Source organism: Thermohalobaculum sp., assembly GCF_058622915.1.
In genome coordinates, this window is the sequence record NZ_JBZSYN010000075.1 from 1 (window position 1) to 16,189 (window position 16,189).

Sequence of the window (16,189 nt, forward strand, 5' to 3'; positions counted from 1 at the left end):
CCCTCTCGACGGCGGCCGCTCGTCGCTCTCGTCCCCGCACCAGCACCGCCACACCCTTGATGCCATCAAGGGACGGCGCAATGTAGGATGCGCAGCACCCAGCCGCGACAATTTTCGCAACTGTTGTGCGAGCGCCTCGCCCGGTCGACCCGCAAAACACGCCGCACACGACCAAATTCTTTGGCGAAGAGTTACTATCCGGAACCAATTTCTTTGATTTCCAGACGCGGCCAGTGACAGTTCTCGAGCGCCTGAATACAAATATGATCAATGACTTGTGCCTCGACCAACGAGGTCCGCACGAAGTCTTACGCACCAAGGCTGGCGACTGGAGTCTGCGTGACGACTCATAGTCTGTGTGGTAAAAGAATTCACATTGAACTCTTTGAAAATCTGCTATCGATCTGTTCAGCTTTCGATTCTTCCCAAGATGCCTTCCGTTCGGGAGAGAGCCATGATCCGCCGTCTTTGCCTCGCCGCACTGGTCTCCTGTGCGCTGCCACTTGCCGCCATGGCGCAGGTCGGGGCGCCGCAGGGCCGCTATATCGTCGTGCTGAACGCAGGCCTCGGCATGCCCGGGGACGTGGCGGCCGATGTGGCGCAGCGCACCGGCGGGCAGGTCGGTTATGTCTACGAGCACGCGCTGAAGGGCTTCTCGATCACCATGCCGCGCGCGGCGGTCGCCGGGGTCAGGAACGACCGGCGCGTCGCCTATGTCGAGGAGGACCAGCCGGTCTCGATCTCGGCCGAGACGCTGCCGACCGGGGTCGACCGCATCTTCAACCCCGCGACCAACGATCCGGTGGCGACGAGCGGCTCCGCCATCGACAGTGCGCTTTCCATCAACAGCGCCGACGACAAGCGCGTCGACGCGGACGTGGCGGTGATCGACACCGGCATCGACAGCACACATCCCGACCTCAACGTGGTCGGCGGCACAAACTGCCTGCAGTATAGTGGCAAGGGCCCCGTCTGGGCGCGCAGCTACTATTGCGACGACAACGCCAGCTACCAGGACGACAACGATCACGGCACCCATGTCTCGGGCACGATCGGCGCCCTCGACAACGGCATCGGCGTGGTCGGCGTGGCGCCGGGTGTCCGGCTGTGGGCGGTGAAGGTGCTCGATGCCAGCGGCTCGGGCTATGATTCCACGGTGGTCGCCGGGATCGACTGGGTCGACCAGCACGCGAGCACCATCGACGTCGCCAACATGAGCCTGGGCGGCTCGGGCCGCAGCCAGGCGGAGATGGACGCGATCGACCAGGCGGTGACGGACGGCGTGGTGATCGTGGTCGCCGCCGGCAACAACAACGACGACGCCAACAACTATTCGCCGGCCTATGTACCGAACGCGATCACGGTCTCGGCGCTGGCGGACTTCGACGGCAAGTCGGGCGGCCTGGGCTCGCCGACCTGCCGGTCGGACGTGGACGACACGCTGGCCGCCTTCAGCAACTGGGGCTCGGCGGTCGACATCGCGGCGCCGGGCGTGTGCATCCTGTCAACCCTGCCCAACAACAGCTACGGCACCTACAGCGGCACCTCGATGGCCTCGCCGCATGTTGCCGGAGCGGCGGCGCTTTTGGCGAGCGTCAACCACCCGCAGAACGGGACCGACGTGCAGGACATCCGGGACGCCCTGGTCGCCGCCGGCAACAAGAACTGGGTCGACAGGGACACGGCTGACGGCGTTCCTGATGAACCACTGCTCGATGTCTCGACCTTCAAGCCCGTCTTCGTGTCCGCGAGCGGTGGGGGCGGCTCCGGTGGCAGCACCACGCTCAGCGCAAGCTTCACGCACGCCGCCTGCACCGCCGGCCAGCCCTGCCAGTTCACCGACACGTCCACTGACCAGGGAGGCTCCATCAAATCGTGGGCCTGGGATTTCAATGGCAATGGCCAGATCGATTCCACCGCACAGAATCCGACTTACATATATGGCGTCGGCGGCAGCTTCCCGGTCAAACTGACGGTGAGTGATGGCAGCCTGACCGACTCGACAACCCAAAGCGTGACGGTTGCAAGCGCCGGCGGTAGCGCCGGGAAGAACATTTATGTCGCCGGGATCGCCTTCCAGCAGAAGGGCCCGAACCTCGACACCACGGTGACCATCAAGTGGGATTCGAACGGCAACTCAAGTGCCGATGCTGGCGACTCGCCGGTGGCGGGCGCGGTGCTGACGGTCAAGATGTGCGGCGGCGGCGCATGCTACTTCACGACCAGCGCGGCGACGACGGACAGCAGTGGCCAGGCGACCTATAAGCTGATGCACATCGCCAGCACGACCTACACGTTCACCGTCACGAGCGTGGTGCTGTCCGGCTACACCTATGACTCGGCGCTGGATCAGGGAAATCCCGCCTCTTACCCGTGATCGGCAAGCCGGCGGGGCGGCCAGCCTACCCCTCCGGCCACTCGATCGGCACGCACACACCCCGGCCGCGGCGCCTGCCGCGGCCGGGGTTTCGCTGACGATGGCGATTACTTCCGCACCGGCTGCCGCGACCCTCTCGGCTTCGGCCCCGACCCGGGTGGGGACGCCGGTGCCTTGTAGGTGAGCACCAGCCGCTCGGTGCGGCCGTTGCGCTCGAGCACCACCGCATCGGTGTCGATGCGCACCACGCTCCAGCCCTGGAAGGTGTCGCCCTCGCGCAGCCTGAGCGCCTGGTCGGCGCCGGCCAGGGTCACGATCGCCACCTTCTCCGGGCCGTCGGTCAGCACGCCGGCCAGCGTCGCGTCGAGCGCGGCCGGTGCGGTGACCGGCGCCGCGGGGGGGCGCCGCGAGGCGATGAACAGCGGGCGCTCCAGCGCCGCGGCGAGCGCCTCGATCGGCTCGGGCTGCGGCTTTGGCAGGGTGAAGGGCGCGGGCGTGCGGGCCGCCGGCACGGCGCGCGCGCCGCTCGTCGAGGGGGCCGGCGCGGGGCGCAGGATGTCCAGCGCGAACCAGGCCGAGGCGCCCAGAAACGCCGCCAGCAGCACCGAGTCGCGCACCGCCCGTCTCATCCCGAGACCTCCGGCGGCAGGTAGCCGTAGAGCTCGAAGTCGAGCTCGAGCAGCTGTGGCTGTTGCTCGCTGGTACGCCCGGGGCGGCGGCGGCCGCGGGCGCTGATGGTGAACGAGCGCATGAACAGGTAGGGCTCGCCGGTCTCCAGGTCGTGCAGCACGGGGAAGAGCTGCGCCCAGGCGCCGCGCATGGCAACGCTGAGCGCCACCCGGCCCGCCTTGCGGTCGGCCTCGCCGCCCTCGACCACGCGGATGCTGCGCACCTCGCCGCCGTGGCGCTCGACGACCTTGCGCACCAGCTCGCTCATGCGCGCGCCCGCGAGCGCGCGCGATTCGGCCTTCAGGTACAGGCCGGCGTCGGCGATGGCCTTGCGGGCCTGGGCCAGCTCGGCGGCGCGGACGTCGTGCTCGGCGGCGATGGCGCGCAGACGCGCCAGCATGTTGGCCGCCTGGCTGCGCTGGTCCTCCAGCCGCGCCCAGCGCCCGGCCAGCGGCGCCGCGACGCCCAGCGCGGTCACGGCCAGCAGCCCGACGAGCAGCGCCAGCGCGAGCAGGCGCGAGGCGAGGGAGCCCGGGCGGATCACGGCTTCGCCTCCGCCGTCGTCGGGCTGGTCTGGCGCGGGCCGACCGTCAGGCGGATGGTGAAGCGGTCCGCCGACCCCTGCCCCGCCACCACGGGCGCGGCGAAGCTGGCGCCGGAGAGGATCGGCGAGGCCTCGAGATCGCGCAGGAGCTGGGTCGGCGCGGGCGAGAATCCGAACAGATAGAGATCGCCCTCGCGGTAGCGCATCTCGAACAGCCATTGCCCGTCGGACATGCGCCGGGTCACCTCGTCGATCAGCCCGGCGGCGGTGACCTGGGAGCGCCGCGCCTTGACCAGGGTCTCGGCCGAGGCTTCGAGCGCCTGGGTGCGGTCCTGAAGCTTGCGCACCTCGCCGGCGCGGGCGCGCGCCTCGACGACCTGGGCATCGAGCGCAGCGAGCCGCGCCGAGGCGCGCTCGAAGGCGAGGTAGAACGCGCAGGCCCCGAGGACGACGGCAAGGACCGCCGCCGCACCGACGAGGCGGGGCATCAAATGCGACGGGCGGGCGCGCTCGGCCGGCGGCAAGAGGTTGTAGTCCTCGCCGCCGGGCGCCCCGTCGACCCGGGCCGGCCTGAGCCCGATGGCGCGAGCGAGGCCGAGGGCCTCGGCCACGTCCGAGCGCCGGGCGACGCGCATGGTGACGCGGAGCGTCTCGCCGGAGGAATCGCTGCCGGTGACCCGGTAGTCGAAATGCACGTCCGCGGCGCTGAACGGGGTCTTGCGGTCCATCTCCTGCGCGATGACCTCGCCGAGCGCGCCGGCGGCGATGGCGGGGACCTCGAGCTCGGGCTCGAGCACCTTCTCGGGCGGCAGCCGCACCACCACCTCGTCGGCCCTGGCCCGGCCCAGCGCGGCGCGCAGCGCGGCCACTGTCTCGTCGGCGCGGCGCGGATCGGGGGCGACTTCGGCCAGCAGCTCGCGGCGGCGGCCGTCGAAGCGCGCGAGCGTGATGCTGCCACGGTCGAGCACCAGCTCGATCCGCGTCGGCGCGGGGAACAGCATCTGGCGCAGGCCGGCGGGCAGGCAGCCGCGCAACTCGGCGCCCCACCAGTGAAGAAACTGCCTGACGCGGGTGTCGAGCGCGCTTGCCATGTCTCGTGAGCCTGCTCCCTAGCCGCCTGCGGAGGCGCCGTGCCCGCACCCCCGACCCGTTTAGCGATATCAGCTTTAGCCCGGCAAGCCCACCGTCAGCGTCGGCCAGTGCTGCCGCGGGTCGGCGAGCGCGACCTCGATGCGCACGAGCCGCGCGGCGGGCCAGTCCGGCTGCCAGCGCGTCGTCCATTCGGGCGCCGGGTGGCCCGGCGCCTGGCCGAACCAGGACACTTTCAGCGCCGTGACGCCCTTGAGCAGCACGCGCTCGCCGGTCAGCGCCTCGGGCGGCGGCGTGGTGTCGTTCGAGTCCTTGGGCGCGGGGCGCCAGGACAGCACCAGGGCGTCGTCGCGCAGCGCGAGGTGGAACTCATAGAAATCGGCGCCGCCCAGCGCCGTCATCCACAGCGCATCGAAGACAAGACGGTCGGATTCGCCGCTGACCGAGGCGGGCCGCGCGGTCTGCGACAGCCGCGCGCGCAGGAAGGCGTGGGTGCGCACGACCGCGTTGACCTGGTCCGAGGCCTGGCGCGTGCGCTCCCAGGCGCGGCCGCCGAAATGCAGGCCGCCCATCATCATCACCGAGAGCATGCCGAGCAGCGTGAGCGCGACCAGAAGCTCGGCCAGCGTCATGCCGCGGTCGCGGCGGCGGCTGCGGGCCCGCGTCATGGCGGGGCCAGCTTCAGCTCGGAGAGGCGGACGGCGGCGCCACCGGGCTCGGTGACCTCGACCGTGACGTCCCAGGCGGCCAGGCGCGGCTCGTGATCGAGCGGCACCGGCTGCACCCGGCGCATGGCGATGCGCACGGTGCGGCCGTCGGCCAGCGTCTCCTCGCTGCTGCCCGCGGCCAGCGGGCGCGAGACGCCGATCTCGGCCAGGTAGGAGCGGGCGATGAGCACGCCAGAGGCGGTCGCACGGGCGCGGCGCTCCCAGGTGAGCCCGCCGGTCAGCGCGGCATAGGTGCTGGCCAGCGTCAGCGACAGGATGACGAAGGCCACCAGGACCTCGACCAGCGTGAAGCCACGCTCACGCCTTGTGTTCGGCGATCCGGACATTTCCGTCGAACCAGTCGATCGAGAGCAGCAGCGCGCGGTCGCCGCGGCTGAGCGTGAGCTTGGCGCCGGTGGAGGTGCCATCGGGGTAGAAGCGGATGCCGCCCCGCTCGGCGCCGGTCCGCTCCTGCCGGGCGATGGTCATGGCCAGCGTCATGCCCTTGGGAAGGCGACCATGCACCTGGCCGTCGTCGCTGCGCCAGCTGCCGGACTTGAGGTCGATCATCAGCACCGTCTCGCGGCTCTGGTTGAGCGAATCGTTGCGCACGCGGCGGATGTCGCCGCGCAGGTCCTCGGCGGCGGCGCGCAGTGCCGTTCCCGGCGCGATGTTGTTGAGGCGCGGCAGGGCCATCAGCGTGATCATGGCGATGATGCCGAGGACGACGATCAGCTCGACCAGCGTGAAGCCGCGCTGGCGGGCGCGCCTACCAGCTGACCACATCGGCATTCTCGCCCTGGCCCCCCTCGGCATTGTCGGCGCCGAGGCTGTAGAGGTCGTACTCGCCGTGCTCGCCCGGAATGCGGTAGTGGTAGGGGTGGCCCCAGGGGTCGATCAGCGATTCCTTCTTCTTGACATAGGGGCCGTTCCAGCCATTCGCGCCCGAGGGCTTCTCGAGAAGCGCGTCGAGCCCCTGGGAAGCGGTGGGGTAGTTCCCGACGTCGAGCCGGTAGAGATCGAGGATGCCGGCGAGCTGGCTGACCTGGATCTTGGCGCTGTCGTGCCGGGCGCCGCCCAGATACTTCATCACCTGCGGCACCGCGAAGGCGGCGATCAGGCCGATGATGACCAGCACCACCAGAAGCTCGACCAGCGTCAGGCCGCGCTCGCGGCGGCGCCTGGGCCGGTCGGGGACGCGTGCGCCTGTGGGGGTTGCGCCTGTCGGGGTTGCGCTTGTGGGGGTTGCGCCTGTCGGGGTCACGTCGCACTCCATCGCCCGGCCCCTCAGACCGCAAGACTGTAAGAACCGAGTATTGCCGAGAGGATAGACCCGATAATGAAAGCGATCAATACGCCGAGCCCGATGGTCACGACCGGCGTGAGCAGGTCCAGCATGCGCTGAATCGCCGCGGCCGTCTCGCGGTCGTAGACCGCCGCGACCTGCTCGAGCATGTCGGGCAGGCGGCCGCTTTCCTCGCCCACCTCGATGAGCTGCACGGCCATGCCGGGGAAGGCGCCGGTGGCGGCCAGCGGCCGCGCCAGCCCCTCGCCGCGCGACAGCGGCCCGGCGGTGCGCCGCGCCGCGGCGGCGATCACCGGGTTGGCGATGGTGCCGGCGGCGATCTCGAGGCCGTTGAGGATCGTGACCCCGTTTTGCAGCAGCACCCCCAGCGTGCGGCAGAACCGCGCCGTCTCGACCCGGCGGGTCAGCTCGCCGATCAGCGGCAGCGCCAGCCGGACGCGGCCCAGCGCCACGCGCCCGCGCGGAGTGCGCCCCGCCGAGAGCACGAACAGCGGCGCCGCCGCCACGGCGATCGCCACCAGCCAGCCGTAGTGCACGGAGAAGTCCGAGACGGCGACGACGATGGCGGTGGCGAGCGGCAGCTTGACGCCCGCGTCCTCGAACATCGGCCGGAACTGCGGCACCACATAGACCATCAGGATGACCAGCGAGATGCCGGTGAGGATCAGCACCAGCAGCGGATAGGCCATGGCCGAGCGCACCGACTGGGCCAGCCGCTCGGCGCGCTCGACCATGTCGGCGAGCCGGGCGAGTGCGGGGGCGAGCGCGCCGCCGGCCTCGCCGGCGCGGACCATGCCGATATAGTCGGGGCGGAAGATGTCGGGCCGCGTCTCCAGCGCCTCGGCCAGCGAGGCGCCGCCGCGCAGGCGCTCGAGCACCTCGCCCGCGAGCGGGCCCAGCGGCGTCTCGTCATGCACCCGGCGCAGGATCTCGAGCGCCCGGTCGACCGGCGCCCCGGCCGAGAGCATCATCTCGAGCTGGCGGGTGAACAGCATCAGATCGCGCCGGCTGACGCGGCGGCGGCGCAGGCGCAGGCCCGCGAGCCGCACCTCGCGGGCCCGGCTGACCGCGACCGGCACGGCGCCGCGGCGGCGGATCAGGTCGAGCGCGGCGGCGCGCGTCTCGGCGCTCACCTCGCCGTCGAGGACCTCGCCGCCGGGAGCCACCGCCTTGTACTGGAAACGCGCCATCAACCCGCCCGGTCCGCCGGACCGCTCAACTCGCCCGCGCCACGCGCAGCACCTCGCCCAGCGTCGTCTCGCCCCTCAGCGCCTTGGCCACGCCGTCCTCGAACATGGTGCGAAAGCCGGTCTCGGCGGCGGTGGCCAGGATCTCGCGGGCGCTGGCGCGGGCCAGCACCTTGCGGCGCAGCGCATCGGTCATCGGCATGGTCTCGATCAACGCCGTGCGCCCGGCAAAGCCGCGCCCGCGGCAGCGCTCGCAGCCCACCGCGCGGGCGAGCAGGATCTCGCCCTCGGGCTGGCGGGCGCGCAGGCCGAAACGCTCGACCACCTCGGGCAGCGCCGATTCGCTCTCAGAGCAGTGCGGGCACAGCCGGCGCACCAGCCGCTGGGCGGAGACGCCGATGATGGTCGAGGCGATCAGGTATTCCTCCACCCCCATGTCGATCAGCCGCGTGATGGCCGAGGCGGCATCGTTGGTGTGCAGCGTCGAGAGCACCAGATGGCCGGTCAACGCGGCTTGGGCGGCGATGCGCGCGGTCTCGGTGTCGCGGATCTCGCCGACCATGATGACGTCGGGGTCCTGGCGCAGGATCGAGCGCAGGACATGGGCGAAGCTCAGGCCGATATCGGGCTTGACCTGTACCTGGTTGACGCCGTCGATCTGGTACTCGACCGGGTCCTCGACGGTGAAGATCTTCTTCTCCGGGCTCGCGAGGCGGACCAGCCCGGCATAGAGCGTGGTGGTCTTGCCGCTGCCCGTGGGCCCGGTGATCAGGAAGACGCCGTGCGGCTGGTCCAGCACCTCCTCGAGCTGGGTGCGCTCGGCGTCCGAGAAGCCGAGCGCGCGGAAGTCCAGCGTCACCGCGTCGCGGTCGAGGACGCGCATCACCACGCTCTCGCCGTGCAGCGTCGGGATGGTGGAGACGCGCAGGTCGATGGCGCGGCCGCGAATCACGATCTTCACCCGGCCGTCCTGCGGCAGGCGGCGCTCGGCGATGTTCAGCCGCGCCATGATCTTGATGCGCGAGACGATGGCTGCGCGCAGGCGCATGGCGGCGGGGTCCTGGTCGACCAGCACGCCGTCGATGCGGAAGCGCACGCGCACGCTGGCCTCGAAGGGCTCGATGTGGATGTCGGAGGCGCGGGCCTCGACTGCATGGGCGATCAGGGCGTTGACCCAGCGCACCACCGGCGCCTCGCTGGCCATGTCGCGCAGCCGCGCCACGTCGAGCTCGAGGTCGCCCTCGACCTCGGCCGCGGGGGCGAGATCGGGCGCGGCGTAGAGCGCCTCGATGGTCGCCTCGATCAGGCCCGGCTCGGCGATGCGCAGCTCGGGCGCGACGCCGGTGGCGAGCCGGACCCCGTCGATGGCATAGCGGTCGAGCGGGTCGGCCACCGCGAGCACGATGCGCCCCTCGGCCGCGCCGATCGGCAGGATGCGCCGCTCGCGCAGGAAGCGCGGGCTGAGGCCGCCGATCTCGACCGGCGCCTCGGGCATCTCCTCGGCCGCCACCACGGGCCGGCCGGTCAGCGCCGCCATGGTCTGGGCGAGGTCGCGCTCGGAGACCAGGCCAAGCTGGGCCAGCACGCGCACCACGCTCTCGTTCTGCGCCCCGGCGAGGCGGGCGGCGCGCTCGAAGCCGGCCTCGCTCAGCTTGGCGCGCTCGATCAGCGCCGTGCCCAGCGCGCGCGTGAAGTCTTCGCGGTCATCGAGCGAGACGAGCATTGCCTTGTCCCCCTTGGGCTTAACAGTATCGGTTAAGGCCGTGCTTCACGCAAACTGAATCGGCCCCAGCGCCCAGGTCAGCCAGAACCCTGCGGCCAGCGCCGGGCCGAAGGGCAATGGCTGGCCGAGGCCGCCGCTGCCGGCCAGCGCGCGCGCCAGCGCCAGGCCCAGCCCCGCCAGCGCCGCGATCAGCATGCACGAGGGCAGGCCCTGCCAGCCGAGCCAGGCGCCGGCGGCGGCGAACAGCTTGGCATCGCCCAGGCCCAGCGCTTCGCGCCCGGTGGCGCGCTCCCAGCCCCAGCCGAGCGCGGCGAAGCCGGCGAAGCCGAGACCCGCGCCGATCAGGTGGTCGAGCGGCTGCCAGCCGGCGGCGGCCGCGACCGCGAGGCCGACGCCGATCAGCGGCAGGGTGAGGAGGTCGGGCAGCGCCATCTCGCGCAGGTCAATCAGGCTGAGCGCCAGGAGCGTCCAGCCGAGCCCCGCGCCGAGCCAGCCGATCCAGCCGGGCGCGGCGAGGACGGCCCAAAGCGCCAGGCCCAGCGCGGCCAGCTCCACCGCCGGCTCGTAGAAGCCGATGCGCGCGCCGCAGCCGCGGCAGCGGCCGCGCAACGCCAGCCAGCTGACGAGCGGCACCAGCTCGGCCGGGCGCAGCGTCCGCCCGCAGGCAGGGCAACGCGAGCGCCCGCGCACGATCGAGGCGCCGGTGCCCCGGCGTCTCACGGCAAGCCCGATGAAGCTGCCGATGAAGGGCGCGGCGAGGACGACCAGGATATCGACAGGGGGGCTGCTCATGCGGCCATCTAGCTTAGCAGAGCGCTTTGGCCGAAAATATGCGCTGAATTTTTTTCACTATAATTACAATAATTTATGCTTTTGTGCCATGTGCACACCCCGCCGCCATGCTCAGGCCCCGACGGTCGAGGCGCGCGCCTTCCAGGCCGTCGGCACCTCCGCCGCGCGCCAGCAGGCCGAGTGCTGCTCGCCGAAGCTGAAGACCTGCGGCTCGTCGCGGACGCAACGATCCACGCGCAGCGGGCAGCGCGGGTGGAAGGGGCAGCCGGTGGGCGGCGACAGCGGCGAGGGCGGCTCGCCCTCGAGCTTGATGCGCAGCTTCTGCCGCTCGGGGTCGGCCACCGGGGTGGCGGTGAACAGGGCGCGCGTATAGGGGTGGCGCGGCTCGGCGAAGATGGCCTCGGCCGAGCCCTCCTCCACGGGGCGGCCGAAATACATCACCATGACATGGTCGGCGATCAGGCGCACCACGCTGAGGTCGTGGCTGATGAAGATGTAGGCCAGCCCGAACTCGTCCTGCAGGTCGGCGAGCAGGTTCAGGATCTGGGCGCGGATCGAGAGGTCGAGCGCCGAGACCGGCTCGTCGAGCACCAGGATCCTGGGGTTCAGCATCAGCGACCGGGCGATGGCGATGCGCTGGCGCTGGCCGCCCGAGAACATGTGCGGGAAGCGGTCGGCATGCTCGGGGCGCAGCCCCACCTTGGCGATCATCTCGAGCACGGCCTCGCGGCGCTCGCGCCGGCGCATGGAGGTGTTGAGCTTGAGCGGCTCGTCGAGCATGTCCGCCACGGTCTTGCGCGGGTTGAGCGAGCCGTAGGGGTTCTGGAACACGATCTGCACCGAGCGGCGCAGCTCGGCCGAGGGACGGCCCGCGGAGATGTCGATCACCTTGCCCGCGATCTCGAGCTCGCCGCTGGTGGGCGGCTCGATCATGGTCAGCACGCGGGCGAGCGTGGACTTGCCGCAGCCGGACTCGCCGACCACGGCCAGCGTCTCGCCGGCGCGCACCGACAGCGAGGCGCCGTTCAGCGCCTTGACCACCGCGGGCCTGGCGACGGGCCCGCGCGAGACCTGGTAGTGGCGGGTCAGGTCGCGGGCGACGAGGATCGGTGGCTGGGGGCTCATGGCCGGTCTCCGGCGAGCGGGTAATGGCACAGCGTGCCGGTCGGGTCGCCCGCCCGCGGCATCGGCACCTCGCGGCGGCAGCGCGCGTCGGCACGCGGGCAGCGCGGGTTGAACAGGCAGCCTGCCGGGCGGTCGAACTGGCCCGGCACCACGCCGGGGATCACCGGCAGGCGCCGCGCGCCCTGACCACGCTCGGGCAGCGAGGAGAGCAGCGCCGCGGTGTAGGGGTGGTGGGGCGTGCGGAACAGGCTGCGCACCGGCTGGGTCTCGACCTGCCAGCCGGCGTATTGCACCGCGACGCGGTGCGCGGTCTCGGCCACCACGCCCATGTCGTGGGTGATCAGGATCAGCGCCATGCCGTATTCCGCCTGCAGCTCGAGCAGGAGATCGAGGATCTGCGCCTGGATGGTGACGTCGAGCGCCGTGGTCGGCTCGTCGGCGATCAAGAGCCGCGGCTGGCAGGCGATCGCCATGGCGATCATGACGCGCTGGCTCATGCCGCCCGAAAGCTGGTGCGGGAACGCCTTGAGCCGGCTCTTGGGGTCGGGGATGCCGACCTGGCGCAACAGCTCCTCGGCGCGCGCGCGCCGCTCGCGCCGGCCCAGATCGGTGTGGGCGCGCAGCATCTCGTCGATCTGGAACTCGACGGTGAAGCAGGGGTTGAGCGAGCTCATCGGCTCCTGGAAGATCATCGACATGGCGCCGCCGCGCAGGTCGCGGCGCTGGGCGGCGCTCATGGAGCGCATGTCCTGGCCGTCGAAGGCGAGCCGGTCGGCGGTCACCGTCGCGGTCCAGGGCAAGAGGTCCATCACCGCCAGCATGGCCACGGACTTGCCCGAGCCGGACTCGCCGACGATGGCCAGCACCTCGCCCGGGTTGACGCTCAGGCCGACGCCCTCGACCGCGGTGAAGGCGCCCGAGGCGGTGGCGAAGCGGACGGTGAGGTTCTCGATCTCCAGCAGCGCCATGCCTCAGCTCCGCTTCAGCTTCGGGTCGAGCGCGTCGCGCAGCCCGTCGCCCATGAGGTTGATGGCGAGCACCGTGAGCAGGATCGCGAGGCCGGGGAAGGTGACCACCCACCAGGCGCGCAGGATGAACTCGCGCGCCTCCGCCAGCATGGCGCCCCATTCAGGCGTCGGCGGCTGGGCGCCCATGCCGAGGAAGCCGAGCGCGGCGGCATCGAGGATGGCGTTGGAGAAGCTGAGCGTGCCCTGCACGATCAGCGGCGCCATGCAGTTGGGCAGGATGGTGTTGAACATCAGCCGGCCATTGCCCGCCCCCGCCAGCCGGCTGGCGATCACGTATTCGCGGCCCTTCTCGCTGAGCACGTTGGCGCGCGTGAGCCGGACGAAATGCGGCAGGTACACGATGGCGATGGCGATCATGGCATTGATCAGCGCCGGCCCGAGGATGGCCACCAGCCCGAGCGCCAGCAAGAGCGAGGGGAAGGCGAGGATCACATCCATCACCCGCATGATCGCGGTCTCGAGCACGCCGCGGAAATATCCCGCCAGGAGCCCCAGCGTGATGCCAACGAGCATCGACAGCGTGACCACGATGGCGCCCATGAACATGGAGTAGCGCGCGCCGTAGATCAGCCGGCTGAGCAGATCGCGGCCGACCGCGTCGGTGCCCAGGATGTAGGGCCAGCGCCCGCCCTCGGACCAGATCGGCGGCACCAGGAAGGCGGCGCGGTTCTGCGCCGCCGGATCGAGCGGTGCCACGAAGTTGGCGAACAGCGCGAGGAACACGACCAGCACGACGAAGCCGAGCCCGACCAGGGCGCCGCGGTTCTCGGAGAAATAGGCCCAGAAGACGCGCAGGTCATGGCCGAACGTGCCCGGCGGCGGCCCGGCCGGGCGTGCGACGGTTTCGATCGCCTCGTCAGTCATGGCGGATCCTCGGGTTGACCAGCCCGTAGGCCAGGTCGACGGCCAGGTTCACCAGCATGACGATGCCGGCGATCAACAGGAGCCCGCCCTGCACGGCGGGGTAGTCGCGCCGGGAGATCGAGTCGATCATCCACTTGCCCACGCCGGGCCAGGCGAAGATGGTCTCGGTCAGGATGGCGCCGGCCATGAGCACCCCGACCTGCAGGCCGATCACCGTGATGACGGTGATCAGCGCGTTGCGCAGCGCATGGATACCGACGATGCGGAAGGTCGACAGGCCCTTGGCGCGGGCGGTGCGCACATAGTCCTCGCCGAGCACCTCGAGCATGGCCGAGCGGGTCTGGCGCGCGATCACCGCCAGGGGGATGGTGCCGAGCACGATCGAGGGCAGGATCAGGTGCGCGACCGCCGAGCGGAAGGCGCCCGGCTGGTCCGACAGCAGCGAGTCGATCAGCATGAAGCCGGTCGGATGGTCGAAATAGTAGACCAGGTCGATGCGCCCCGAGACCGGCGTCCAGCCGAGGATGCCGGAGAACAGGATGATCAGCATCAGCCCCCACCAGAAGATCGGCATCGAGTAGCCGGTCAGGCTGACCCCCATCACCGCGTGGTCGAACACCGAGCCGCGCCGCACTGCGGCGAGCACGCCCGCGGGCAGGCCGAGCGCGACGGCGAAGATCATGGCGCAGATCGACAGCTCCAGCGTCGCCGGGAAGCGGGCCAGGAACTCCTGCAGGATCGGGGTCTTGGTGACCACCGAGACGCCGAGATTGCCGTGCACGACATTGTCGAGGAAGTGCAGGTACTGCAGCCACAGCGGCTTGTTCAAGCCGTATTCGGCCTCGAGCATGGCGTGGCGCGCGGGCGTCACGCCGCGCTCGCCCGCGAGCAGCAGGATCGGGTCGCCGGGCAGCAGCCGGATGAAGGCGAAGGCAGCGATGGTGACCCCGATGAAGGTCGGGATCAGCAGCGCGATCTTGTTGATCAGGAAGCGCAGCATCGCTCAGGGGCTCCCGGCCGGCGAGGGGTCGCGGGGCCTCGGAAGGCAGTCAGGCGTGGACCGCATGGCCTGGCGGCCCGTCCACCTCTCCCCCCCGGGGGCGGAGCGGGGCGCACCCGCGAGCGCGCGCGCCCCGCAAGAGGCTTCGATCAGCCCTTGATGTCGACACCGTAGAAGTAGTGCCCGCCGAACGGATCGATCTTGTAGCCGACCACGTCCTTGCGCATCGGCATGAAGACGATCGAGTGGGCGATGGTCGCCCAGGGCGCCTGGTTCTTGAACACCAGCTGCGCGGCCTCGTAGAGCTTGGCCCGCGCCTTGCGGTCGGACAGCGTCTTGGCCCTCTGGATCAGGTCCTCGAACGGCGGATAGCACCAGTTGGCACGGTTGGCCCCGCCGACGGCGTCGCAGCCCAGCAGCACGGCGAGGAAGTTGTCCGGGTCGCCGTTGTCGCCGGTCCAGCCCAGGAGCACCGCGCCGTCGCGATGCACGTCCTTCGAGCGCGCCAGGTACTCACCCCACTCGTAGGAGACGATCTTGGCCGTGACGCCGACCTTGGCGAAGTCGGCCTGGATCAGCTCGGCCATGCGCCGGGCGTTGGGGTTGTAGGGCCGCTGCACGGGCATCGCCCAGATCTTCATGTGCAGGTTCTTGACCCCCGCCTCGGCGAGCATCTTCTTGGCCACCGCAGGCGCATAGGGATCGTCCACCGTATCCTTGTTATAGGACCAGATGGTCGGCGGAAGCGGGTTCTTGGCCACCCGGCCGGCCCCCTGGAACACGGCGGCGATGATCGCCTTCTTGTTGATCGCCATGTTCAGCGCCTTGCGCACCATCGGGTTGTCGAACGGCGGCTGCTTGGTGTTGTAGGCGAGGTAGCCGACGTTCAAGCCCTCCTGCTGCAGCATCTTGAGATGCGGGTCCGAGCGGATCGCGTCGAGGTCCGCCGGGTTCGGATAGGGCATGATCTGGCATTCGTTCGCCTTCAGCTTCTGCAGCCGCACCGAGGCGTCCGGCGTGATGGCGAAGATCAGGTTGTCGATCGCCGCCTTGCCCTGCCAGTAGTCGGGGTTGGCCTTGTAGCGGATCACTGCGTCCTTCTGGTAGTCGACCAGCTGGAACGGGCCAGTGCCGACCGGCTGCAGATCGATCTTCTCCGGCGTGCCCGCCTCGTGCATCTTCTTCGAGTACTCGGCCGACATGATCGAGGCGAAGTCCATCGCCAGGTTGGCGATCATCGGCGCATCCGGCTTGGTGAGCACGAACTTCACGGTCATGTCGTCGACCTTGACGATGTTCTTGATCAGCTCGGGCATCGACATGGCGTTGAAGTATTCGTAGTTGCCGCCCGACAGGCCGTGGTCCGGGTTATCCTTCTTGAGCTGGCGGTTGAATGAGTAGAGCACGTCGTCCGCGTTGAAGTCGCGGGTCGGCTTGAAGTTCTTGGTGGTCTGGAACTTGACTCCCTTGCGCAGGTGGAAGGTGTATTCGAGGCCGTTATCGGAGACCTCCCAGCTCTCGGCCAGGCCCGGGATCACCTCGGTCGTGCCCGGCTTGAACTGCACCAGCCGGTCGAAGATGGTCTTCGACGAGGCATCGAAGGTGGTGCCTGCGGTGTAGAGTTGCGGGTTGAAGCCCTCGGGCGAGCCCTCGGAGCAGTAGACCAGGGTCTTTGCCTGGGCGCTGCCAGCGATCAACGCAGCGGCGGCCGCGGCCAACAAAAGCCTTTTCATGTTCCCTCCAGTACGGTCCGATGGCCCGGGAGATTAGCCCCCGCA

Annotated in this window: 16 protein-coding genes; 1 reads left to right on the plus strand and 15 read right to left on the minus strand. The window is 70.3% G+C overall.

Annotated elements, in window-relative coordinates; translation table 11 throughout:
- The first annotated feature begins 454 nt into the window (after nt 1–454).
- Nucleotides 455–2,377 carry a S8 family serine peptidase gene (locus AC32QD_RS06210; protein WP_492009616.1) on the plus strand — a complete coding sequence of 641 codons (1,923 nt, stop codon included), beginning with the start codon at nt 455–457 and terminating at the stop codon, nt 2,375–2,377.
- Between the two features lie 107 nt (nt 2,378–2,484).
- Here AC32QD_RS06210 and AC32QD_RS06215 read toward each other — a convergent pair whose 3' ends face one another.
- The 15 genes from AC32QD_RS06215 to AC32QD_RS06285 all read right to left on the minus strand — a co-directional run bounded on the left by AC32QD_RS06215 (nt 2,485) and on the right by AC32QD_RS06285 (nt 16,144).
- A complete protein-coding gene (locus AC32QD_RS06215) occupies nt 2,485–3,006 on the minus strand; it encodes a type II secretion system protein N (protein WP_492009617.1) in 522 nt (173 codons plus the stop codon).
- Entirely contained in the window at nt 3,003–3,590 is a 588-nt protein-coding gene (gene gspM, locus AC32QD_RS06220) for a type II secretion system protein GspM (protein WP_492009618.1), read from the minus strand. The genes AC32QD_RS06215 and gspM overlap by 4 nt, the downstream gene beginning before the upstream one ends.
- Entirely contained in the window at nt 3,587–4,681 is a 1,095-nt protein-coding gene (locus AC32QD_RS06225; RefSeq protein ID WP_492009619.1) for a PilN domain-containing protein, read from the minus strand. The genes gspM and AC32QD_RS06225 overlap by 4 nt, the downstream gene beginning before the upstream one ends.
- Nucleotides 4,682–4,756: 75 nt before the next feature.
- The gene (locus AC32QD_RS06230) at nt 4,757–5,347 is read right to left on the minus strand and encodes a prepilin-type N-terminal cleavage/methylation domain-containing protein (protein ID WP_492009620.1); all 591 of its coding nucleotides are present in this window, start codon (nt 5,345–5,347) and stop codon (nt 4,757–4,759) included.
- Nucleotides 5,344–5,733, minus strand: a complete 390-nt coding sequence (locus tag AC32QD_RS06235) for a type IV pilus modification PilV family protein (protein ID WP_492009621.1) — start codon at nt 5,731–5,733, stop codon at nt 5,344–5,346. Before AC32QD_RS06235 ends, AC32QD_RS06230 begins: the two co-directional genes overlap by 4 nt.
- Nucleotides 5,705–6,172 (minus strand): GspH/FimT family pseudopilin, encoded by a 468-nt coding sequence (locus tag AC32QD_RS06240; RefSeq protein ID WP_492009622.1) that lies wholly within the window; start codon nt 6,170–6,172, stop codon nt 5,705–5,707. The genes AC32QD_RS06235 and AC32QD_RS06240 overlap by 29 nt, the downstream gene beginning before the upstream one ends.
- Nucleotides 6,156–6,650 carry a type II secretion system major pseudopilin GspG gene (gspG, locus tag AC32QD_RS06245; RefSeq protein WP_492009623.1) on the minus strand — a complete coding sequence of 165 codons (495 nt, stop codon included), beginning with the start codon at nt 6,648–6,650 and terminating at the stop codon, nt 6,156–6,158. The genes AC32QD_RS06240 and gspG overlap by 17 nt, the downstream gene beginning before the upstream one ends.
- A 23-nt stretch (nt 6,651–6,673) precedes the next feature.
- Nucleotides 6,674–7,882 (minus strand): type II secretion system F family protein, encoded by a 1,209-nt coding sequence (locus AC32QD_RS06250; RefSeq protein WP_492009624.1) that lies wholly within the window; start codon nt 7,880–7,882, stop codon nt 6,674–6,676.
- Nucleotides 7,883–7,907: 25 nt separating this feature from the next.
- Nucleotides 7,908–9,602: a GspE/PulE family protein gene (locus tag AC32QD_RS06255; protein WP_492009625.1), complete on the minus strand. Its 1,695-nt coding sequence runs from the start codon at nt 9,600–9,602 to the stop codon at nt 7,908–7,910.
- 45 nt (nt 9,603–9,647) lie between these two features.
- Complete coding sequence (locus AC32QD_RS06260) at nt 9,648–10,394, minus strand: prepilin peptidase (RefSeq protein WP_492009626.1); 747 nt, start codon at nt 10,392–10,394, stop codon at nt 9,648–9,650.
- Between the two features lie 111 nt (nt 10,395–10,505).
- Nucleotides 10,506–11,519 carry an ABC transporter ATP-binding protein gene (locus AC32QD_RS06265; protein WP_492009627.1) on the minus strand — a complete coding sequence of 338 codons (1,014 nt, stop codon included), beginning with the start codon at nt 11,517–11,519 and terminating at the stop codon, nt 10,506–10,508.
- Nucleotides 11,516–12,487, minus strand: a complete 972-nt coding sequence (locus AC32QD_RS06270) for an ABC transporter ATP-binding protein (protein ID WP_492009628.1) — start codon at nt 12,485–12,487, stop codon at nt 11,516–11,518. The genes AC32QD_RS06265 and AC32QD_RS06270 overlap by 4 nt, the downstream gene beginning before the upstream one ends.
- Before the next feature lie 3 nt (nt 12,488–12,490).
- Nucleotides 12,491–13,411, minus strand: coding sequence for an ABC transporter permease subunit (locus AC32QD_RS06275; protein WP_492009629.1), 921 nt, complete (start codon nt 13,409–13,411; stop codon nt 12,491–12,493).
- The gene (locus tag AC32QD_RS06280) at nt 13,404–14,411 is read right to left on the minus strand and encodes an ABC transporter permease subunit (RefSeq protein WP_492009630.1); all 1,008 of its coding nucleotides are present in this window, start codon (nt 14,409–14,411) and stop codon (nt 13,404–13,406) included. Before AC32QD_RS06280 ends, AC32QD_RS06275 begins: the two co-directional genes overlap by 8 nt.
- Before the next feature lie 149 nt (nt 14,412–14,560).
- On the minus strand, nt 14,561–16,144 hold the full coding sequence (locus AC32QD_RS06285) for an ABC transporter substrate-binding protein (protein ID WP_492009631.1): 1,584 nt from the start codon (nt 16,142–16,144) through the stop codon (nt 14,561–14,563).
- Nucleotides 16,145–16,189 lie beyond the last annotated feature (45 nt).